Source organism: Nocardioides insulae DSM 17944, assembly GCF_000422825.1.
Classification (GTDB): Bacteria; Actinomycetota; Actinomycetes; order Propionibacteriales; family Nocardioidaceae; genus Nocardioides; species Nocardioides insulae.
In genome coordinates this window covers 283,755-304,793 of record NZ_KE383928.1, presented here as the reverse complement: position 1 = coordinate 304,793, position 21,039 = coordinate 283,755, and the positions used below count along the sequence as shown (strand labels likewise).

Genomic DNA, 21,039 nt, shown 5'->3' with positions numbered 1-21,039 from the left:
GGGCTCAGCCCGCCCCGCAGGCGCAGGCGCCGAGGGCGGAGGCGGCCCGGTCGAGCGCCGCCCGGGCTCCGAGGGTGTCGACCGGATCGATCCGATCCGCAGCGACCACGAAGACCATCCCGGTGCCGTCCACCCCGGTCGCCACCCCGGCCAGGCTGCTGACACCGGTCAGGGTGCCGGTCTTGGCGCGCACGCGGCCCAGGCCGCGGTCGGCGGCGCCCTCGTCGAAGCGGGTGGTGAGGCTGCCGGTGAAGCCCGCCACCGGCAGTCCGCCGACGACCGTGGCGAGTGCCGGATGGGCCGGGTCGCCGGCGGCCTGCAGGGTCGTGAGCAGGGCGGACGCCGTCAGCCGGCCCTGCCGGGACAGTCCGCTGCCGTCGTAGATCCGGCTGTCCGCGAGGTCGACCCCCAGCGCGGTCAGGGTCGCCATCACGTCGCGGACCCCGGCGGCCGAGCTGCCCTCGCCGGAGACGGCCAGCCCGACCTGTCGCGCGACCACCTCGGTCGCCTCGTTGTCGCTGATCAGGATGAGATGCTCGACGATCTCGCGCAACGGCGGGCTCTGCACCCGGGCCAGTTCCGCGCCGGTGGCCCCGGCGGTGCCGTGGGCGGGTCTGCCGCGCACCGTGATCCCCTCCTTGCGGAGGCCGTCGGCGAAGGCCTGCGCCGCGGAAAATGACGGATCGGCCACCCGCCCGATCCCGTCCGCCGGCCTACCCTCGTCGACCCACAGCGCCGTGATCGGGGAGACCACCCCGTCCGGCACGTAGTCCGCCTCCCACGCGGGGTTGACCGCCGGTCCGGTGAACAGGGAGTCGTCATAGCCGAGCCGCACCCGGGTCTGCCCGTCCGCCTTCAACGCCGCGGCGGTACGTCGGGCCAGGGTGCGGATGTCGGCACCGTCGGCATAGTCCTCCTCGGCCGCGGCGGGGTCCGAGGCGAGCAGCGGGTCACCGCCTCCGACCAGCACGATCCGCCCATCGCCGCCGGCCACCACACGGGTCGCGAAGCGGGTCTCCGGATCGATCACGTCGAGGGCGGCCGTGCTGGTCAGCAGCTTGGTGGTCGAGGCGGGGATGAAGGCTCCGCTGCCCTGCGTCCACACCGTCTCGCCGCCGCCCACCGGGGCGACCCCGGCGACCACATGAGGTCCGAGGTCGTCGTCGCCGAGCGGACCGGAGATCGCCCGGCGTACCTTCGCGGGGCCGGGGGCGGTGGCCTCGACCGGCGCGGCCACGGCAGCGGGAGTCACCACCTCGGGGAGGTCCAGACCCTCCGGCTCGGGCGCGGGCGGAGGCGCCTCCTCGGCGAACCAGGTGTCCTGCGCGTAGTCCACCCAGCCCAATTGGTAGGCCGCCGCGGCGGTGCCGCCCAGGACGAGGACCACGGCGAGCGCGACCCAGCGGCCGGTACGCCGTCGGCGGGGCGCGCGCCGGGCGGCACGCCGCCCACCGGCGTGGCTTACGTCACCTCGAGCCATGCTTCGACCTCCCTGAATCGCCTCAGGAGCCATTGTGGTGGACACTGATGTGACATTCACGGCGGGTCCCCCGACCCGCACCACCAAGATCGGCGGGCCCTGCCCGCACCACGATGGGGCGGCCCTGAGCCGCTGGACTGCGGAGGCAAGACGTGCTGGAGTTCGACGTTCTGGTCGAGATCCCCAAGGGTGAGCGCAACAAGTACGAAGTCGACCACGAGAGCGGCAGGCTTCGTCTCGACCGCACCCTGTTCACCTCGACGGTGTACCCCGCCGACTACGGCTACATCGAGGACACCCTCGGTCAGGACGGCGACCCGCTGGACGCGCTGGTCCTCCTCCCCTACCCGACCTTCCCCGGTTGCCTGATCAAGTGCCGCGCGATCGGCATGTTCCGGATGACCGACGAGGCCGGCGGCGACGACAAGGTGCTGTGCGTGCCGGTCGACCCGCGCAACGCCGGTATCGAGGACATCGACGACGTCGACGAGCACGAACTGATGGAGATCAAGCACTTCTTCGAGGTCTACAAGGACCTCGAGCCGGGCAAGTCGGTCGAGGGCGCGGACTGGGTCCACCACGACGCAGCCGTGGCCGAGATCCAGGCCTCCTTCGAGCGGTTCAAGACCGACGGTCACTGATCCTCCGCCTCACTCTGATGAGGCACACCACGAGCCCCCGGATCCTCTCCGGGGGCTCGTTGCATTTCTCCCGCCCCGGGTTGAGTGGGGAGTTGCAGACAGTCGAAATGGGAGTTGCAGACGGTTGAGTCGGTAGTCCGGGAGGACCGACTCAACCGCCCGGGAGGACCCACTCAACCGCCCGGGAGGACCCACTCAACGGGGTGGGGAGGTCAGGCGGAGGTTTCGGTGGCGCGGGCGTCGAGGGCGGCCTCGCGCTTGACCTGCCCCTTGCGGCCGAACTTGTGCCCAGAGACGACGCCACCCACGTAGAAGGAGACCAGGGCCAGGCAGATGCCGGCGACGTCGTCGGCGACGTAGTGCCAGCCGAAGTAGAGGGTGGCGCACACCGTCAGCCCGAAGTTCACCCAGGCCAGGATGCGGAAGACCCGGTGCCTGATCGTGTACTGCACCATCAGTGCGATCAGCAGCGTGATCCCGCAGTGCAGCGACGCGAAGCCCGCGACGGACTGCACCCCTGCAATGCCGTCGATGATCACGTTGTGGCGCGCGTTGACCAGACTGTTCATCAGGTCTGTGGTGGGTGTGTGCGCCAGCGTCGAGTAGACGTAGGGGTAGGCGATGCCGGGGCCCAGCGTGGGCAGTGCGTAGTACGACGCGGTGCCCAGCGTCCAGGCGATGCACTGGGAGGTCACGAACCAGTAGCCGTAGGTCAACGTCCTGGACCACACCAGCCAGATGGCGACCGCGATCGGCACCAGCGGCATGAACCACAGGTAGATGTAGGACAGCGGCCAGACGAAGATGTCGGTGCCGAAGATCTGCTGGAGCACCGTGCCCGGCTCGTGGCCGAAGAAGATCGCCCGGTCGATCAGGTGCAGCTCGTGGTCGTACTTCGTCTCGATGATGTACGGCAGGAACGACTTCAGGTTCCGGTAGCAGACGTAGACCGTGTAGAAGCAGATGATCCCGAGGAAGACGAGGATCACCCGCTGCTTGGTCCAGTGGCTCTTGAGCCGCTCCCGGATGATCGGCCCCCACGCCGCCGGCTTGGCCCTGCCGTACCACAGCGCACGCGGGATGAGGTCGATCGCGACCGCCATCAGGAGGAGCAGCGGGAGCCGCACCCAGGTCGGCCCGAGGAAGCTCCCCTCGGGGTCCATCACGTGACGGTCGAGGGACGCGGCGATGGGGAACGCCAGCCCGGCCATGACGACAGCGTTCACGACCAGCAGGATTTGGGCACGGCGATACACGCACAACAGGGTAGCTACTGGTCAGGAACGTCTCGACCCGGCACCGGCGCGATCCTCGCCACGTCGATCCTGAGCCGGACGTCGTCGCCAGCTCCAGGGTGGCGATGGGGCCCGGCCACGGCGTCGAGCTCGCCGATCCCGGAGACGTCGACCTTCAGCCTGACCTGGTCGGGGGTGACCGTGGCCGAGAGCACCCGGCCGGTGAGGACGCCGGCGTCGTCCACGACCAGGGCCGAGCGCCGTACGGCGACCACGGGCGCCGCCTCGCCGCCGGCTACCTGGGTGCCGGCTCTCTGGGTGCCGGCTCGGGCGGCATCCAGGACGCGTCTTGCCGCCGCCCCGGTGAGCACTCGGGCGTAGCCCAGGAACAGCGCGGTCTCGGCATCCGCCGGCCGCGCCCACACGTCGGCGGTCTCGCCCTCCTGGACCAGGTGCCCGGCCCGCATCACGGCGAGCCGGTCCGCGACGGCGAACGCCTCCTCCTGGTCATGGGTCACCATCAGCGCCGTGGTGCCCGACTCCCGGAGGATGCGGGCCAGGTCCCCGGCCAACCGCTCGCGCAGGCCGGCGTCGAGCGCGGAGAGGGGTTCGTCGAGCAGGAGCAGCTTCGGCTCGACCGCCAGGGCGCGGGCGAGGGCGACCCGTTGCCGTTCCCCACCGGAGAGGGTGCCGGGCAGCCGGTCGGCGTACCCCTCCAGGCCGACCAGGGCCAACAGCTCCTCGATCCGGGAACTGGCCGCGGATCCGCGGACCTTGCGCAGCTTGAGCGGGTAGCCGACGTTGCGTGCCACGGTGAGGTGACCGAAGAGCTGGCCGTCCTGGAACATCAGCGCGAACCCCCGCCGATGGGTGGGTACGCCGGCCAGCGACCGCCCGTCCCAACTGATCGTGCCCGCCGCGGGCTCCAGGCCGGCCACCGCCCGCAGCAGGGTGGACTTGCCGGAGCCGGAGGGCCCCAGCACCGCGAGGACCGCGGCGTCGGGGAGTTCGAGGCTCACGTCGCGGACGGCGGGCACCCCGTCGTACTCCACGGTGACGTGGTCGAGGCTGAGTCCGTGGTCGAGGGGGCTCACATCGCCCCCGCAGAGGGCACCCGCAGCCGCTCCACCAGCAGCATCACGACGGTGGTGGCCGCTGCCAACACCACGGAGGCGGCCAGCGCCATCTGGTAGTTCATCGCGCCAGGGTGGCCGATGAGTTGGAAGATCACCACCGGGAGGGTGGGTTCCTCGGCCCGGGCGAGGAACGAGGTGGCCCCGAACTCCCCCAGGGACACCGCGAAGCAGAAGCCGGCCGCGGCGAGGAGCGGCTTCCACACGATCGGCAGGTCGACCACCAGCGCGGTCCGGAGAGGGCCGGCGCCGAGCGAGGCGGCGGCCTGGCGCTGCCGGTCGTCGATCCCGCCCAGCACCGGCACCAGGGTCCGCACCACCAGCGGCAACGCCACCAGCGCCTGCGCGATCGGCACCAGCAGCGGACTGCTGCGCAGCGGCCCGAGGGTGATGAGGAAGCCGAAGCCGAGGGTCACCGCCGAGACGCCGAGGGGCAGCATGAAGAAGCCGTCCAGCACCCCCCGGATCCGGCGCTCGGAGCGCGAGTGACTGCGCCGGGTCACGACCAGCGCGACCAGTCCGCCCAGCAGCAGCGCCATCCAGGTGGCGTCCACCGCGGTGCGCAGGCTCGTGACCAGTGCGTCGATCGCCGGTGCGAGCAGGGCGTCGTGCTCACCGGTGCCGCCGAGCGCCTGGTAGTTGTCGAGGGTCCACCCGCCCCCGCCGGAGCGCTGCAGGCTGCCCACGATCAGGGTCACGATCGGGGCCGCGACCAGCAGCAACAGCAGCAGGGTGCTGAGCGCGGCCAGCACGTCGCCGTACGCCGGTGGGCCGGGTCGGCGGGCCGCCCGGCGGGGGAACAGGGGTCGCGGGCGACTCACGCCGCGGGCGACGGCCCCGTCGGGCGTGGCCCGCAGCCGCGCGGAGAGGGCCAGCAACAGGGTGACCACCAGTAGTTGCAGCAGGGAGAGCGCCGCTGCGGCGGAGAGGTCGAACAGGTTGGTGGTGAGCAGGTAGATCTCGGTCTCCACCGAGGCGTAGCGGACCCCGCCGAGGGTCAGCACGACACCGAACGCGGTGGCGCAGAACAGGAAGACCACACTGGCCGCGCTCACCACGGCCGGCCGCAGGGCGGGCAGCGTGACGGTCCGGAAGACCGTCCACGGGCCCGCACCGAGCGCCGCCGCGGCCTCGGCCGGGCGGGGGTCGAGCGACTCCCACGTGGCGCCGACCGTCCGGATCACGACGGCGGTGTTGAAGAAGACCAGGCCCGCCAGGATGGCGGCCGGGGTGCCGTCCCAGCCGAGGAAGCCGAGCGGCCCGCCCTCGCCGAGGAGTTCGCGGAAGGCGACACCGACCACCACCGTCGGCAACACGAACGGCACCAGCAGCAGGGCCCGCACCAGTCCGCGCAGCGGGAACGCCAGTCGGTGCAGCGCGTACGCCGCCGGCAGGCCGAACAGCACCGCGATCGCGGTCGCGGCGGTCGAGGTCCACAGCGTGAACCACAGCACCCGGTGGGTCCGGGGCCGGCCGAGCACGTCGAGGACCTGGCCGGGATCGAAGGTGCCCTCGGGCCAGAACCCCCGCGCGACCATGCCGCTCACCGGCAGCACGAAGAAGACCGACAGCACCGCCACCGGCAGTGCCGCCAGCGCGACCAGGCCCGCCGTACGTCTCATCGGGTGGTGAGGTCGCTCCACTCGCGGAGCCAGGTCTCCCGGTTGTCCTCGATCTCGGCCGGGTCCAGCGTGTGGGGGTCCTCGGCCCGGGGGGCGTGCTCCGCCCAGGCCTTCGGCAGGTCGACCGTGTCGGAGACCGGGTAGACGTACATCAGGTCCGGCAGCGCCGCCTGCACCTCGTCGGTGAGCAGGAAGTCGACCAGCGCCCGGGCCCCTTCCTCGTTCTCGGCGCCGTCGAGGACACCGGCGTACTCGACCTGGGCGAAGCAGGTGTCGAGCAGCGCTTCGGTGGTGCTCGAGCCGTCCTTGCCGATGGTGAAGGCCGGGGATGAGTCGTAGGAGAGCACGATCGGCCGCTGTCCGTTGCCGCCGCCCTGGGTGAAGTCGGTGTAGTAGGCGTCCTCCCAGCCGTCGACCAACTTGGCGCCGTTGTCGAGCAGGTCGGTCCAGTAGTCCTGCCACCCGTCCTCGCCGTACTCGGCGATGGTGGCCAGGAGGAAGGCCATGCCCGGTGAACTGGTCGCCGCGCCCGGAGTGACGAACAGGTCCCGGTAGGCGGGGTCGGTGAGATCGTCCAGGGTGCTCGGCCTCGGCAGGCCCTGGTCGGTGAACCAGGCGGTGTCGAGGTTGACGCACACGTTGCCGGTGTCGACCGGGGTCAGGTGGGAGCCGTCATCGCCGGGCAGGTCGTAGGCCGCCACGCCGTCGGGACGCTGGGCCGGGGTGTACTCCGCGAACACACCTTCCTCCAGCGCGCGCGAGGCGAAGGTGTTGTCGACGCCGAGGGCCACGTCGCCGGGCGGGTCGCCGGCGGTGAGGGCGAGCTTGTTGGTGAGCGTGCCACCGTCGCCGGCCGCCTGCACGACCAGTTCGTAGCCGGTCTCCCGTTCGAAGTCGGCGATCAGGTCCTCGCCCAGGTTGAACGAGCCGTGGGTGACCAGGACGACCTTGCCACCGGCCGACTCCGGCGAACCGGAGGCGGCCGCGTCCGACCCGCTGTCGTCCTCGCCTCCCCCGCCGATCACCGAGCAGGATGCGAGCGCCAGGCCGGCCGCGGTCGCGGCCAACGTGATCCGCAGCGGCCGGAAGAATCCAGGGGTGGGATCGGTGGGCGCAGCGAAGCGCATGAGAACTCCCTTCGCCGGTGCTAACCGGAGCAGGTTCGGAGGGTCTGCCTTCCGCCGTACGCCGGCGGTGCACTCTCAGCCCCTCACCGGGGCTCCCCTGTCTGTGTCACCTCCAGCCTAACCGGCCCCGCTGTCGCGGACCGAGGCCACCCTGCTCGCCCCGGGCGAGGCCCACCACCCTGCGGGTGGTGTGCCTCCGTCGCCCCCGAAGGACGCCGATCTCGTGCGGGGAGGTCAGGTCTCCTCGCCGGAACGCCCCGCCGAACCGCCGCCATCGGCCCTAGGGTGTCGCCATGCTCGTCACCACCGGCTCCTTCGCGCAGCTCGACGCCCGCACCGTCTACGCCGTCGCGCGGCTGCGCCAGGACGTCTTCGTGGTGGAGCAGGAGTGCGCCTACCCCGATCTGGACGGCCGCGATCTCGACCCCCACACGACGCACGTGCTGTTGCACGAGGGCGATGACTTGGTCGGCTACGCGCGGCTGCTCGACGAGGGCACGGTGTGGCGGATCGGACGGGTGGTGCTGGCCCGCGCGGTGCGCGGCCGGGGGCGTGGGGACGCGCTGATGGGCGCCATCCTCGAGCACGCCCAGGCGACCGATCCGAGCCGCGACATCCTGCTCGACGGCCAGTCCCCGCTGGTGGAGTGGTACACCACCCACGGCTTCGAGCCGGACGGCGACGAGTTCCTCGAGGACGGCATCCCCCACACCCCCATGCGCCGCCGCGCCGCATGAGCAGAGTCGTCCCTCTCCGGTCAGTCGGGAGACGACCGCGAGTCATCCGCTCGCCGGAGTGACCCCAGGGTCGCGATCACCGCGCCGGTAGGCCCGATACCTCCGTCGAGGGCGGACCGCCAGGCCGTGCCCAGCGCGCCCGCGTCGCGGACCGCGTCGACCGCGAGCCACTCACCGCTCCAGGCGGTGATCCCGTCCAGCGCCTGCTCGAGTTCGGCATCGAACGCGGCCGGTCCCAGGTCACGGGCCTGCGCGGCGATGACGTCGGGGGCGAAGAACCGCTCCCCCTCGTCAGGAGCTCCGTCGCCGGACTCCCGGAGGTCACCGATCCGGATCCATGCGGCGAGACTCCCACCCAAGGCCGCCCCCAGGTGGGCACGGATCCTGGCGGACCCCGCGAAGTCACACACGATCTGCTCGCCGGGACGCACCCTCAACGCCGTCGGGTCGGTCGCCAGGTCGTCGTAGGACAGCACCTGCGTGTAACACCCCAGACCGCGCAGCGTCGCGACGTGGCGAGCCGAGGTCAGGCCGGTCACCGGGACCCCCCGCCCGGTGAGCAGGTACGCGGTGCCGATCGCGGTTCGGCTGCTCGCGGAGGTGAGGACCACGCCCGTCGAGGCGTGGCGGCGGGCGTGGTCACGATCGAGGACGAAGGAGGTGATGAACAGCGGTCGGAGGAGTGTCTGACGCCAGAGGTCGGCCTCCTCGAGGCCGTCCGTGCTCAACCGCCGGTAGAAGCGGTACGCCGCCGCACCACGGTGAACCCGGGTGAAGCCGTGACCACCGGCCGCCCCCACGCTGAGGGTGACCTCGGTGGCCATCGGCACGAGACCGTGGAACCGGTCGCCCACCTCGATGCCGGCCACCCGTGACTCGGTGGCGACGAGGTGGCCCCACGCCGGGACCCGCCCCCACGGCGGTAACGCGGGAAAGAGCTCCCAGTAGCCAAGTTCGTCGCCGAGGCGGGCGTAGGTCGCGTTGTTGCTGGTGAGTGCGAAGTGGTCGATCCCCAGACGCACCTCTCCGGGGTCGAGCGGCTGCCGGGGGGAGCGCTCGACCCGGGTCCGGGTGAGGTCGCGGCGATCAGTCTCCAGGACCTCCACGCCATCGGGTTGCTCATGCCCCTCGGAAGCCACCCTTCGACCCTAGGACGCGACGACGGCGCGAGAGATGAACACGACCTCAAGTACGCGCGAAATCGCCGTGCCACCGCCCCCGGCGGCGGCGCCGGGCATGACCGGGGTGGTGGGTCTCGGCGCGGCCGATGGCCCGCGCCGAGACCCACCACCCGCTCGGCTCAGGCAGGCAGCAGCTCGAAGTGGACGATGCCGTCCCGCTCCTCGCGGCTCACCTGACCGCGGGCGACGAGCAGCTCGAGGTGGGCCTTGGTCTCCATCGCGGCCAGACCCTGGTTGAAGAAGTCGAGCGTGCTGAACGCGTGCTCGTGCCGGGTCCAGGGCAGCTGGCCGGCGATGTCGACCGAGGTGGCCTCGCCGCCGCGCAGTGCGGCGACGCACAGGTCGAGCCGCTCCTCGTGGTGGGCCAGCAGCTGATCGACCCGGGCATGGGTCGAGGGCGACACCGGGCCGTGGGCGGGCAGCAGGGTGCGGTCGGGCAGGCCGCGCACCTTGGTCAGCGAGGCCATGAAGTCACCCAGCGGCGAGACCGCCATCGAGGACTCGAAACCGATCGACGGGGTGATCGTGGGCAGCACGTGGTCACCGGCGAAGAGGAGGCCCGCGTCGGCGTCTGCGAAGACGTAGTGCCCGCGGGTGTGCCCGGGCGTGTGGACGGCGTCGAGGGTCCGCTCCCCGGCCGGGACGCGGACATCGCCCTCCAGCCAGACGTCGGGCAGCCGCCAGAACGTCGGGTCGTCGGACTGCCCGGAGCTGGACCACTGCTCGGCGATGGCGGTCGCACCCGCCTGGGCGAGGGATCGGGCGATCGTGTTGTCCCCGGTGCGGTGGTGGATCATGTCGAGCGAGGCGCGCTCGCCCTCACCGAGGGCCACCTGCGCCCCGACCTCGCCACCGAGCACCGAGGCCAGGGTGTAGTGATCACGGTGGATGTGCGTGACGTAGAACCGCTTGATGTCGCCGAAGCCGGCGTCGAGCTGCTTGAGCCCCTGCTCGAGGGCCGCGCGCCCCTCGGTGATGGCCCAGCCGCCGTCGATCAGGGTGTACCCGTCCTCACCCTCGATGGCGTAGACGTTGACCGCCTTGAGACCGTCCATCGGAAGCGGCAGCGGGATCCGGTACACGCCCTCGGCGACCCGCCATGCGCCGGGCGCACTCCAGTGCTCACCGGAGTCGGGGGACACCGCCACTGCTGTGGACTGTCCGTTCGGCTGAGTCATCGTCCTGCCTCCTTGGTGGGCGCCGCCGCGGCGGCCCCGCTCGCCATGGCGCGGCGGGTGCGCCGCAACCAGATCAGTCCCAGCACCGGCAGCACCGCGGGCACCAGGCCGTAGCCGATCCCGAAGTCGGACCAGACCGTCGCGTCGGGGAACCATTGGGGTTCGACGAGCGAGAGCGTGCCGACGACGAGGACCCCGACCAACTCCACCCACAGCATCACCGAGGCGAAGCCGGTACGGCCGTCGGCGGCGCGACGGATCGCGAACCAGCCGAGCACGTAGGTGCAGGCTGCCAGCAGCGAGAGGGTGTAGGCGAACGGGGCCTCATCGGCCTTGGTGAGCAATTGCACCAGACTCCTGGCGCCGGCCGCGAGCGCGAAGACCGCGTACACGGCAAGCAGGATCTGGTGGACGCCTGAGCGCCCCGTGCTGGGATTACTCACCGGGTCATCATGACGCGTACGGCGACGACCCCGATCACCAGGGCGGTGACGGCGATCACCCCGGACGCCCAGTGGCCCCGATCCTCCTTGACGGCACTCATCCCGATCGGGATGACAGCGACCAGTGCGGCGAGGTACCCGAGATAGGTCGCCATGCTCTCCGGCCGCTCCCCCTCGCCCAGGGAGGCGAGCGCCACCAGGGCGAGCACGACCGCGAGTGCCTCGAGCATCCAGGCGAACTGGTCCAGCCACCGCGGTCTGGGCGCCTTCAGCAACACCCCGATCCCGCCGGCGGCCGCCACGAAGGCGGCGTACCCGACGACGATCCAGGCGACGGGGGTGAGCATGCGGGCCATTTTCCCCGATCCGCACACAGGCGACGAAACCGCGGCTGGAGACCACTTGCGGTCTGGCTATTCAGCGTTACTATGTACTAGTAGTCATTGACACTGAATAGCTAAGGAGGTGGCTCGTGAGGAAGCAGTTGACCGAGATGCTCAAGGGCACGCTCGAGGGCATCGTCCTGGCGATCCTGGCCAAGCAGCCGGCCTACGGCTACGAGATCACCGCGGGACTACGCGACCGCGGCTTCACCGACATCGCCGAGGGCACCGTCTACGCCCTACTGATCCGCATCGAGCAGCGCGGCCTGGTCGATGTGGAGAAGGTCCCCTCCGAGAAGGGGCCGCCGCGCAAGGTCTTCGCGCTCAACGCGGAGGGCCGGACCTATCTGGAGGAGTTCTGGCGGACCTGGGACTTCCTCGCCGAACGCATCGCAGACCTACACGAAGGAGAGAAGTGACATGGCAGCCAAGTGGATCGAGACGCTCACCGGCCCGCTCGAGCAGAAGAAGCAGTACAAGCAGGCCAAGGCGCGCCTGGATGCGCTGCCCGAGCCCTATCGCGCGGCGGCGAACGCCTTCAACCGCTACCTCATGTACTACAGCGGCGTCACCGAGGGCGACACGATCGTGCAGATGTTCGTCGACCTCGCGGACCTCTGGGAGCGCGCCGCGACCGACGGCACCCCGGTCCGGGAGATCGCCGGCGACGACCCGGTCGAGGTCGCGGAGACCTTCGCCCAGGCCTACGTCGGCAAGCGCTGGCTCGACAAGGAGCGCGCCCGCCTGATCAAGGAGATCGAGCAGCTCGACACCGAGGAGGAACGATGACCACGACCACCGACCCGCCCGCCATCCGGGTGCAGGGCCTGGAGAAGTCCTACGGCGACCTGCCGGTGCTGCGCGGGGTCGACTTCGACGTCGCACCCGGCAGCATCTTCGCCCTGCTCGGCTCCAACGGCGCGGGCAAGACCACGGCCGTGCGGATCCTGTCCACCCTGCTGAAGGCGGACCGGGGGACGGCCACCGTGCAGGGCTTCGACGTGGCAACCCGGGGCGCCGACGTACGGGAGTCGATCAGCCTCACCGGGCAGTTCGCGGCGGTCGACGAGATCCTCACCGGCCGGGAGAACCTGATGCTGGTCGCCGAACTGCGCCATCTGAGGCGCCCCGGCGAGATCGCGGACGCACTGCTGGCCCGGTTCTCGCTGACCGAGGCCGGCGGCCGGCGGGCCGGCACCTACTCCGGTGGGATGCGTCGCCGCCTGGACATCGCGATGAGCCTGATCGGGAGCCCGCCGGTCATCTTCCTCGACGAGCCGACCACCGGTCTGGACCCGCAGGCCCGCATCGAGGTCTGGGACGCGGTCAGGGAACTCGCGTCCACCGGTACGACGGTCCTGCTCACCACGCAGTACCTCGACGAGGCCGAACAGCTCGCCGACCGGATCGCGGTCCTGCACGATGGCCGGATCATCGCCGAGGGCACCCTGGCCGAACTCAAGGGGCTGCTGCCGCCGGCGAGGGTCGAGTACGTCGAGAAGCAGCCCACCCTCGAAGAGGTCTTCCTCGCGCTGGTGGGCGGCCCGCCCACACCCGGCGACGCGGACACGGCCACACCTCCGACCTCCCAGGAGCAGTGATGAGTACCACCCACTTCGTCGCGGACACCTCCGCGCTCACCCGCCGGTCGCTGCGGCACATCCTGCGCAGCCCGGACACCATCATCACGACCGCGGTCACCCCCGTCGCCCTGATGTTGATCTTCGTCTACGTCTTCGGCGGTGCGATCGAGGTCGGGTCGGCGTCCTACATCAACTACATGCTGCCGGGCATCCTGCTGATCACGGTCGCCTCGGGAATCGCCTACACCGCCTACCGACTGTTCATGGACCTGCAGGGCGGCATCTTCGAGCGGTTCCAGTCGATGCCGATCGCCCGCTCCAGCGCGCTGTGGGCGCACGTGCTGACCTCCCTGGTGGCCAACCTGGTCTCGCTCGCGGTGGTGGTCGGCGTGGCACTGCTGATGGGCTTCCGCACCGGCGCCGGTCTGCTCGGCTGGCTGGCCGTGCTCGGGATCCTGACCCTGTTCACCCTGGCGCTGACCTGGGTGGCGACCATCGCCGGGCTCAGCGCGAAGACGGTCGACGGGGCGAGCGCGTTCTCCTACCCGCTGATCTTCCTGCCGTTCATCAGCTCGGCGTTCGTCCCGACCGACACCATGCCGGCTCCCGTGGAGTGGTTCGCCGAAAACCAGCCGGTGACCTCGATCGTCAACACCATCCGCGACATCTTCGCCCAGCAGCCGGTCGGCACCGACATCTGGATCGCGCTTGCGTGGTGCGTCGGCATCCTCGTCGCCGGCTACGCCTTCGCGATGCTGACCTACCGACGACGGACCGCCTGAGACCGCGATCACACGGCCGTGGCAGGGTGGAGAGATGGCGCACCAGGCAGTGCAGGAGCTGATCGGACTCCTCCCGGACGGAGTGGTGATCACCGGGCCCGACGAGATCGAGAAGTACCGCGAGGACTTCGCCCACGACGGCTCGGCCGGTACGCCGATCGCCGTCGTCCGGGCCGAAAGCGCCGAGCAGGTGCAGCAGACGGTCCGGTGGGCGGCCGAGCATCGGGTGCCGGTGGTGCCGCGCGGCGCCGGCACCGGCCTCTCCGGCGGTTCGTCCGCGGTCGACGGCGGCATCACCCTGTGCCTGGAGCGGATGCGCGGTGTCGAGATCGACCCCGCCTGCCAGGTCGCGATCGTGGAGCCGGGGGCGTTGAACGTCGAGGTCAAGCGGGCCGCAGCCGAGCACGGCCTGTGGTATCCGCCCGACCCGTCGTCGTACGAGATCTGCTCGATCGGCGGCAACCTCGCCACCAACGCCGGCGGCCTGTGCTGCGTGAAGTACGGCGTGACCACCGACTACGTGCTGGGCATAGACGTCGTCCTGGCCGACGGCACCCAGGTGAGCCTCGGCGGCAAGCGGATCAAGGACGTCGCCGGCCTGTCCCTGCTCAAGCTCTTCGTCGGCAGCGAGGGCACCCTGGGCGTCATCACCAAGGCGATCCTGCGGCTGGTGCCGGCCCAGACGGTCGGTGCCACCGTGGTGAGCAGCTTCCCGTCCATGACGGCGGCCTCGCGGGCGGTGGTCGCGATCCGCACCCTGTTGCGGCCCGCCATGCTGGAACTGATGGACAACCCGTCGATCAGGGCCGTCGAGGAGTGGCGCTCCCATGGTCTGGACGGGGCGGCGGGAGCCCTGCTCATCGCGCAGTCCGACGCGCCCGACGCCGCCTGCGCGGCCGAGGTCGAGTTGATGCGACGCTGCTGTGAGGAGGCCGGGGCCACCGAGGCCTTCACCACCACCGACCCCACCGAGGCGGAGCTGTTCGTCTCGGCCCGGCGCAACGCCTTCCACGCCCTGGAGACGCGCGGGAGCGTGCTCTTCGAGGACGTCGGCGTCCCCGTGCCGCTCCTCCCCGACCTGGTCGACGGTGTGGCCGCGATCGCCGCCCGCTGCGAGGTCGAGATCGCGGTCGTCGCTCACGCCGGTGACGGCAACACCCATCCGGTGATCGTCTACGACGGCACCGACCCGGCCTGCGTCGACCGCGCCCGCAAGGCCTTCGAGGAGGTGATGGCGCTGGCGATCTCGCTGGGCGGCACCATCACCGGCGAGCACGGCGTGGGCCGAGCGAAGAAGGGCGCCCTCCCCGACCAACTGGGCGAGGAGGTGATGGCCCTGACCCGCCGGGTCAAGGACGCCCTCGACCCTGACGGCCTGCTCAACCCGGGCGCGGTTCTGTAGTTTCGCTGCCATGCCCATCACCCACCGCCATCTGTTCGGCCCCGGCCCCACCAACCCCTACCCGGAGGCGACCGAGGGGCTCGCCCGTCCGTTGCTGGGCCACCTCGACCCGGAGTTCCTCGCGGTCATGGACGAGACCTGCGACCGGCTCCGCCAGGTCTGGGGCACCGCCAACACCCGCACCCTCCCCCTCTCCGCGACCGGCTCCGCCGGCATGGAGGCCGCCTTCGTCAACACCGTCCACCCCGGCGACGTCGTCGTGGTCGCGGTCAACGGGCTCTTCGGGCAGCGGATGTGCGACGTCGCGGCCCGCTGCGGGGCCGAGGTGATCCCGGTCGAGCACACCTGGGGCACACCGGTCGACCCCGAGCGCGTGGTCGCCGCGCATCCGAACCCGGCCGTGGTGGCCGCCGTCCATGCCGAGACCTCGACCGGCGTCCGCTCCGACATCGCCGCCCTGGGCGAGGCGGTGCGCGCGGCCGGCGATGCGCTCCTCCTGGTCGACGCGGTCACCTCGATCGGTGGGATCGAACTCCGGGCCGATGACTGGGGCGTCGACGTCGGGTACGCCGGCACCCAGAAATGCCTCGGCGTCGCCCCCGGCCTGGCGCCGTTCACGATCAACGACCGCGCCTTCGCGCGCCGCGTGCAGCGCCCCCAGTCGTGGTATCTCGACCTCGGCCTGCTCGGCGGGTACGTCGGCGAGGCGGGCGGCTCCGGCGGCCGCACCTACCACCACACCGCGCCGGTCGCCATGGTCAGCTCACTGCACCGTGCCCTCGGACGGGTCCTCGAGGAGGGCCTGGAGAACGTCTGGGCCCGGCATGCCGAGGCCGGGCAGCAGCTCCAGCAGGGGCTGGAGGCCCTCGGCCTCGAACTCTTCGTCGACAAGGACCACCGCCTGCCGGAGCTGACCACGGTCAGGGTGCCCGACGGGGTCGATTCGGCCGCGGTCCGACGCACCCTGCTCGAGCGGTACGACGTCGAGATCGGCGCGGGTGTGGGCGAGTACGCCGGATCCCTGTGGCGGATCGGTCTGATGGGCCCCAACGCCCGCCCCGACGCCGTCACCCTGGTCCTCGGCGCGCTGGCCGAGACGCTGGGTCGCTGAGCCGGATCCGGGCCGCGCCGGAAGCCGGAGAGGTCGCCCACCCCCCACTGGTGGACGACCTCATGCCGATGGAACGGTCGGGCGGGAGGAACGTGACGCGAGTCTGGTGAGATTCTCGAAGTTTTTTTCCAGGGCCTGCGCGGGCGCCCCCAGGGCCTCGGCCGAGCAGGCGGGCCGGGCGGTCAGACCTCGGGCGGGCTGAGCACCCCGGTGGCCTCGAAGTCGGCCAGCGCGGCGGCGTACGGCGCCAGGTCGAGCCCCTGCTCCGCGATCCAGGCGTCCGAGTAGTAGGTGCTGGCGTAGCGCTCGCCGCCGTCGCAGAGCAGGGTGACGACGCTGCCGTGCTCACCGGCCGCTCGCATCCGATCGATGGTGACCAGCGAGGCCCACACGTTAGTGCCGGTGGAGCCGCCCACCGGCCGGCCCATCCGGCCCGAGGTCCAGCGCATGGTGGCGATCGAGGCGGCGTCGGGCACCCGGAGCATGTCGTCGACGACCCCGGGCACGAACGAGGGTTCGACCCGGGGCCGTCCGATGCCCTCGATCCGCGACGGCAGCCCGGTGGTGGCGTCGGGGTCGTCGTCCTGCCAGCCGTCGTAGAAGGCGGAGTTCTCCGGGTCGGCGACCAACACCCGGGTGGGGTGGCGGCGGTAGCGGACATAGCGGCCGATGGTGGCCGCGGTGCCGCCGGTGCCGGCCGAGACCACGACCCACGCGGGCACCGGGTGCGGTTCCCGGGCGAGCTGACCGAAGACGGATTCGGCGATGTTGTTGTTGCCCCGCCAGTCGGTGGCCCGCTCGGCATAGGTGAACTGGTCCATGTAGTGCCCACCGAGCTCGGCGGCGAGTCGCCGGGCCTCGTCGTACACCTCCGACGGGCGGTCCACGAAGTGACACCGGCCGCCGTGCCACTCGATCAGGGCACACTTCTGCGGGCTGGTCGAGCGCGGCATCACCGCTACGAACGGCAGCCCCAGCAGCCTGGCGAAGTAGGCCTCGCTCACCGCCGTCGAGCCGCTGGACGCCTCGACCACGGTCGACCCGCGGTGGAGCCAGCCATTGCACAGGGCGTAGAGGAACAGTGACCTGGCCAGCCGGTGCTTGAGGCTGCCGGTCGGGTGCACCGACTCGTCCTTGAGGTAGAGCGAGACGCCCACCTGCTCGGGGAGCGGGACGACATGCAGATGCGTGTCGGCGCTGCGGTTGGAGTCGGCCTCGACCCGGCGTACCGCCTCGTCGATCCAGGCACGGTGGGCGGCGGGCTGGACGGGCACATCCCCGAGCCTATTACCCGACCACTGAACAACGATCCGGATGCATCAGGCGCTCCCGAGAGGCACTGTGACTTGTCTCATAACGTTGCGGAATCCTCGCGGCCCGATTTGCCCCGAGGGGTCCGAGTGGCGCATACAGATAGGTGTGGAGAAACCGGCTGACGTAGTCCTCATCGGTGGCGGCATCATGAGCGCCACCCTCGGCGTGCTGCTGCAGGAACTCGAACCTACCTGGGACATCAGGGTCTACGAGCGCCTCGACGCCCTAGGTGTGGAGAGTTCCGGGCCGTGGAACAACGCCGGCACCGGCCACTCGGCCCTGTGCGAGCTCAACTACACGCCCGAGAAGGCCGACGGCAGCATCGACATCGCCAAGGCCGTCAACGTCAACGAGCAGTTCCAGATCTCCCGGCAGCTGTGGTCGTTCCTGATCGAGAAGGGCCGGATCCCGGACCCGGACGCGTTCATCCACGCCACCCCGCACATGAGCTTCGTGTGGGGCGAGGAGAACGTCGAGTACCTCCGCCGCCGGCACGAGTCCCTCTCCACCCACCCGCTGTTCACCGGCATGGAGTTCACCGACGACCCCGAGGTCATCCGTGGCTGGGCTCCCCTGCTGCTCGAGGGCCGCGACGGCTCGGTCCCGATCGCGGCCACCCGCTCCGACGCCGGCTCGGACGTCGACTTCGGCCAGCTGACCAAGCTGCTGATGGCCTCCCTGACCGAGCACGGGGCCACCCTGCAGTTGGGCACCGAGATCAGCAAGGTCCGGCGTACCAGCGACGACCTGTGGGCGGTCAGCGGCCGGAGCCAGGGCGGCGAGAAGTTCACCGTCACCAGCCGGTTCGTCTTCGTCGGCGCCGGCGGCTACGCGCTGCGCCTCCTCCAGGGCTCGGGCATCCCCGAGATCAAGGGGTTCGGCGGCTTCCCCGTCAGCGGCGAGTTCCTGCGCACCAGCAAGCCCGAGGTGGTCGCCAAGCACCAGGCCAAGGTGTACGGCAAGGCCGCCGTCGGTGCCCCGCCGATGTCGGTGCCCCACCTGGACACCCGCGTGGTGCAGGGCTCCAGCAGCCTGATGTTCGGTCCGTACGCCGGTTTCAGCCCGCGCTTCTTGAAGTTCGGCTCGTTCTTCGACCTGTTCCGCTCGATCCGCTGGCACAACCTGCTGCCGATGATCAAGGCCGGTCTGCGCAACCTCGACCTGACCCTCTATCTGATCCAGCAGCTGATCGCCCGGCCGAAGACCAAGTTCAACGACCTCCTGGACTTCTTCCCCGACGCCGACCCGCGCGACTGGGAGAAGCTCGTCGCCGGTCAGCGGGTGCAGGTCATCCGCCCCGACGGAGTCCTCCAGTTCGGCACCGAGGTGATCGCAGCCAAGGACGGCTCCATCGCCGGCCTGCTCGGCGCCTCCCCCGGCGCCTCGACCGCGGCCCCGATCATGCTCCAGGTGCTCGAGCGCTGCTTCCCCGACCGGATGGCCGATTGGGCCCCGGCGCTCGCGGCGATGGTGCCGAGCCACGGCTCCCCGCTCGCCGAGGACCCCGCGCTGGCCCTCCAGGTGATGGGGCGCACCGCCGACACCCTCAAGCTGAACCCGCCCGTCCTCCCCGACGAGGCCGCGACCGCCTGATCCCCCGCTCCTCACCACGACGCCCCTGCTGCTCCCGCAGCAGGGGCGTCGTCGTCGAGGCAGGGCCGGTCGCGCCCTGGATGTGGTCCCGGACGAAGCCCACCGAGCCCGGGCCGGAGGCGAACGGTCTCGTCCCGGACCACCCCGCGGGCGCGATCCCGCGGCCGGCGGGGCCGGGCCGTGTGTCGCCTACTTCCAGCCGCCGTCGACGCGCAGCGTCGCGCCGGTGGTGTACGACGCCGCGGGGCCGGCCAGGTGCAGGACCGCTCCGACGATCTCCTCGGGCTGGCCGCACCGCTGCAGCGCGACCTGCTGGGCCAGCCGGTCGGCGTGGCCCTCACCCCAGGCGTCGGAGATGTCGGTGAGGAACGCGCCGGGCTGCACGGTGTTGACCCGAACGGTCGGGCCGAAGCCCTGGGCGAACCCCTCGGTGAGCGCGTTCAGGCCGGCCTTGGCGGCGGCGTACGGCAGTGCGGTGGGACCCGGCCGGATCGCCTCGATGGAACTGATGTTGACGATGCTGCCGCCCTCGCCCGCCGCCATCCGGGTGCCGATCGCGGCGGCGAGCCGGAACGGGCCGCGCAGGTTGACGCCGATGACCTTGTCGAAGAGCGCCTCACTGACCTCCTCCAGGCTCGGGTAGAGCGGGGAGAGGCCGGCGTTGTTGACCAGGATGTCGACCCGGCCGAACTCCGCATAGGCCGCCTCGACCAGCTGGTCGCAGTCCGCCCAGGAGCTGACGTTGCAGGCCAGGGGCAGCGCGCGGACGCCGTGCGTCTCCACCACCTCGGCGGCGAGCTTCTCGCAGGCCTCCAGCTTCCGGCTGGCGATCACCACGTGTGCCCCGCGGGCCGCGAGGGCCAGCACCACCTCGCGCCCCATCCCCCGGCTGCCGCCGGTGACCAGTGCGACCTTGCCCTTGAATCCTTCGTGGGATCCGGTGTCCTGCATGTCTTCCTCCACCTCCTGGACACCCCGCTGCCGGCGGCGTCCGGTTCGCTTGCACGGTCCTTCGAAATGGCGGGCGGGAGGGTGTACGGATCCCCCGGTTCACCGGGGATCCGTACACCCTCCCGCCTCACCCCGGAGCCAGGCTCCGGCAGATCTCCATCGGGTCGCGGCCGACCGGCGTGAGCGCCATCACGGGGATGGTGACACCGGCGTCGATGTAGCGCTGCACGTGCTCGCGGATCGCCTCCGGTGAGCCGTGCACGATGAGTTCGTCGACGACGTCATCGGGGATGGCCTCCAGGGCACCGCGTCGGTCCCCGGCCTCCCACAGCTTCCACATCGGGCCGAGCTCCTCTCGGCCCAGCCATTCCTGGAACGCCCGGTAGACCGGGACGTTGAGATAGGCGGTGATCATCCGGCGGCCGATCGCCCGGGCACGCTCCGCGTCGTCGGTGGGCACCACCATGATCCGGGCGATGACGTCGGGCTGTACGCCGCCCGCGGCCTCCGCCACGACCGGCACGACGGTTCGGACGTCCTCGGCCGAGAGCCAGTTGATGATCACCCCGTCGGCCTCGGCGCCGGCCAGGCGGAGCATCCGGCCCCGCAGGGCCGCCAGGGCCAGCCGGGGAGGTTCGGGCGGCACCACACCGAGCCGGAAGCCTCGGACGTCGAGGGTGTCGAAGCCGTTCGCCGGGGTCGCGTCGACCTTCTCACCCGCCCAGGTCGTGGGCAGGAACCGCAGCAGGTCGCGGCAGTGCGACCAGGGCCGCTCGAAGGGGATCCCGTTGAACTGCTCCACGATCGTGCTCGACGAGGACCCGATCCCGATCGTGACCCGGCCCGGGGCGGTGGCCGCCAGGGTGGCCGCGGTCTGGGCCATCAGCGCCGGCCCACGGGTGTACGCCGGGGCGATGGCGATCCCGAGATGCACGGTGGAGGTGACCGCGGCCGCGACCCCTAGCGGGATGAACCCCTCGGTCCCGGTGCCCTCCGCGCTCCACAGGTCGGTGTAGCCGGTCGCCTCGAGTTCGCGGTAGGTCTCGCCCTGCCGGGCGAGGTCGGTGTCTCCGAGCGGGATCGTGATCCCCCATCGGGTCATGGCTGCCTCCTCTGGTTCGGACCGGGGGGCCGCGCCGGGTG

General features: G+C 71.2%; 21 protein-coding genes and 1 riboswitch. Of the genes, 9 read left to right on the top strand and 12 right to left on the bottom strand.

The features are described from left to right. Window positions 1-4: 4 nt before the first annotated feature. Complete coding sequence (gene dacB, locus G515_RS0111640; protein ID WP_169570563.1) at window positions 5-1,480, bottom strand: D-alanyl-D-alanine carboxypeptidase/D-alanyl-D-alanine endopeptidase; 1,476 nt, start codon at window positions 1,478-1,480, stop codon at window positions 5-7. A 155-nt stretch (window positions 1,481-1,635) separates the two neighbouring features. On the opposite strand from dacB, the gene G515_RS0111635 reads away from it, so the two are divergent. Then, complete coding sequence (locus G515_RS0111635; RefSeq protein ID WP_028660274.1) at window positions 1,636-2,121, top strand: inorganic diphosphatase; 486 nt, start codon at window positions 1,636-1,638, stop codon at window positions 2,119-2,121. A 212-nt stretch (window positions 2,122-2,333) separates the two neighbouring features. Here the strand turns inward: G515_RS0111635 and G515_RS21020 are convergent, their stop codons facing one another. From G515_RS21020 to G515_RS0111615, 4 genes are all read right to left on the bottom strand, one after another. Continuing rightward, entirely contained in the window at window positions 2,334-3,347 is a 1,014-nt protein-coding gene (locus G515_RS21020) for a phosphatase PAP2 family protein (protein ID WP_245565357.1), read from the bottom strand. A gap of 44 nt (window positions 3,348-3,391) precedes the next feature. Beyond that, a complete protein-coding gene (locus G515_RS0111625; protein WP_028660273.1) occupies window positions 3,392-4,450 on the bottom strand; it encodes an ABC transporter ATP-binding protein in 1,059 nt (352 codons plus the stop codon). Beyond that, window positions 4,447-6,111, bottom strand: coding sequence for an ABC transporter permease (locus G515_RS0111620; RefSeq protein WP_028660272.1), 1,665 nt, complete (start codon window positions 6,109-6,111; stop codon window positions 4,447-4,449). Before G515_RS0111620 ends, G515_RS0111625 begins: the two co-directional genes overlap by 4 nt. Beyond that, the gene (locus tag G515_RS0111615) at window positions 6,108-7,238 is read right to left on the bottom strand and encodes a thiamine ABC transporter substrate-binding protein (RefSeq protein ID WP_028660271.1); all 1,131 of its coding nucleotides are present in this window, start codon (window positions 7,236-7,238) and stop codon (window positions 6,108-6,110) included. Before G515_RS0111615 ends, G515_RS0111620 begins: the two co-directional genes overlap by 4 nt. Beyond that, window positions 7,227-7,347, bottom strand: a riboswitch (TPP riboswitch). Its footprint overlaps the gene before it by 12 nt. A gap of 184 nt (window positions 7,348-7,531) precedes the next feature. On the opposite strand from G515_RS0111615, the gene G515_RS0111610 reads away from it, so the two are divergent. Beyond that, window positions 7,532-7,975 carry a GNAT family N-acetyltransferase gene (locus G515_RS0111610; RefSeq protein ID WP_028660270.1) on the top strand — a complete coding sequence of 148 codons (444 nt, stop codon included), beginning with the start codon at window positions 7,532-7,534 and terminating at the stop codon, window positions 7,973-7,975. A 20-nt stretch (window positions 7,976-7,995) separates the two neighbouring features. Here G515_RS0111610 and G515_RS21015 read toward each other — a convergent pair whose 3' ends face one another. From G515_RS21015 to G515_RS0111590, 4 genes are all read right to left on the bottom strand, one after another. Continuing rightward, on the bottom strand, window positions 7,996-9,114 hold the full coding sequence (locus G515_RS21015) for a DUF2855 family protein (protein ID WP_084653474.1): 1,119 nt from the start codon (window positions 9,112-9,114) through the stop codon (window positions 7,996-7,998). A gap of 161 nt (window positions 9,115-9,275) precedes the next feature. Beyond that, on the bottom strand, window positions 9,276-10,334 hold the full coding sequence (locus G515_RS0111600; RefSeq protein ID WP_036555454.1) for an MBL fold metallo-hydrolase: 1,059 nt from the start codon (window positions 10,332-10,334) through the stop codon (window positions 9,276-9,278). Next, complete coding sequence (locus tag G515_RS21010; RefSeq protein ID WP_036555453.1) at window positions 10,331-10,777, bottom strand: hypothetical protein; 447 nt, start codon at window positions 10,775-10,777, stop codon at window positions 10,331-10,333. Before G515_RS21010 ends, G515_RS0111600 begins: the two co-directional genes overlap by 4 nt. Then, the gene (locus G515_RS0111590) at window positions 10,774-11,124 is read right to left on the bottom strand and encodes a hypothetical protein (protein WP_245565356.1); all 351 of its coding nucleotides are present in this window, start codon (window positions 11,122-11,124) and stop codon (window positions 10,774-10,776) included. Before G515_RS0111590 ends, G515_RS21010 begins: the two co-directional genes overlap by 4 nt. 125 nt (window positions 11,125-11,249) lie before the next feature. Here G515_RS0111590 and G515_RS0111585 point away from each other — a divergent pair, with 125 nt between their 5' ends. Genes G515_RS0111585 through G515_RS0111560 form a run of 6 tightly spaced genes read left to right on the top strand, consistent with a single transcriptional unit; the run spans window position 11,250 to window position 16,038 of the window. Beyond that, on the top strand, window positions 11,250-11,579 hold the full coding sequence (locus tag G515_RS0111585; RefSeq protein WP_028660267.1) for a PadR family transcriptional regulator: 330 nt from the start codon (window positions 11,250-11,252) through the stop codon (window positions 11,577-11,579). A 1-nt stretch (window position 11,580) separates the two neighbouring features. Then, window positions 11,581-11,949, top strand: a complete 369-nt coding sequence (locus tag G515_RS0111580) for a DUF1048 domain-containing protein (RefSeq protein ID WP_028660266.1) — start codon at window positions 11,581-11,583, stop codon at window positions 11,947-11,949. After that, window positions 11,946-12,761, top strand: a complete 816-nt coding sequence (locus tag G515_RS0111575) for an ABC transporter ATP-binding protein (RefSeq protein ID WP_028660265.1) — start codon at window positions 11,946-11,948, stop codon at window positions 12,759-12,761. The genes G515_RS0111580 and G515_RS0111575 overlap by 4 nt, the downstream gene beginning before the upstream one ends. Beyond that, window positions 12,761-13,525, top strand: coding sequence for an ABC transporter permease (locus G515_RS0111570; RefSeq protein ID WP_028660264.1), 765 nt, complete (start codon window positions 12,761-12,763; stop codon window positions 13,523-13,525). The genes G515_RS0111575 and G515_RS0111570 overlap by 1 nt, the downstream gene beginning before the upstream one ends. A gap of 34 nt (window positions 13,526-13,559) precedes the next feature. Next, window positions 13,560-14,927, top strand: a complete 1,368-nt coding sequence (locus G515_RS0111565; protein ID WP_028660263.1) for an FAD-binding oxidoreductase — start codon at window positions 13,560-13,562, stop codon at window positions 14,925-14,927. A gap of 10 nt (window positions 14,928-14,937) precedes the next feature. Beyond that, window positions 14,938-16,038 carry a pyridoxal-phosphate-dependent aminotransferase family protein gene (locus tag G515_RS0111560; RefSeq protein ID WP_028660262.1) on the top strand — a complete coding sequence of 367 codons (1,101 nt, stop codon included), beginning with the start codon at window positions 14,938-14,940 and terminating at the stop codon, window positions 16,036-16,038. A 182-nt stretch (window positions 16,039-16,220) separates the two neighbouring features. Here G515_RS0111560 and cds1 read toward each other — a convergent pair whose 3' ends face one another. After that, on the bottom strand, window positions 16,221-17,312 hold the full coding sequence (gene cds1, locus G515_RS0111555) for an L-cysteine desulfhydrase Cds1 (RefSeq protein WP_028660261.1): 1,092 nt from the start codon (window positions 17,310-17,312) through the stop codon (window positions 16,221-16,223). Between the two features lie 145 nt (window positions 17,313-17,457). Here cds1 and mqo point away from each other — a divergent pair, with 145 nt between their 5' ends. Then, a complete protein-coding gene (gene mqo / locus G515_RS0111550) occupies window positions 17,458-18,945 on the top strand; it encodes a malate dehydrogenase (quinone) (protein ID WP_028660260.1) in 1,488 nt (495 codons plus the stop codon). A 189-nt stretch (window positions 18,946-19,134) separates the two neighbouring features. Here mqo and G515_RS0111545 read toward each other — a convergent pair whose 3' ends face one another. Continuing rightward, window positions 19,135-19,896 carry an SDR family NAD(P)-dependent oxidoreductase gene (locus tag G515_RS0111545; protein WP_028660259.1) on the bottom strand — a complete coding sequence of 254 codons (762 nt, stop codon included), beginning with the start codon at window positions 19,894-19,896 and terminating at the stop codon, window positions 19,135-19,137. Between the two features lie 127 nt (window positions 19,897-20,023). Beyond that, a complete protein-coding gene (locus tag G515_RS0111540) occupies window positions 20,024-20,998 on the bottom strand; it encodes an LLM class F420-dependent oxidoreductase (RefSeq protein ID WP_028660258.1) in 975 nt (324 codons plus the stop codon). Window positions 20,999-21,039: the final 41 nt, after the last annotated feature.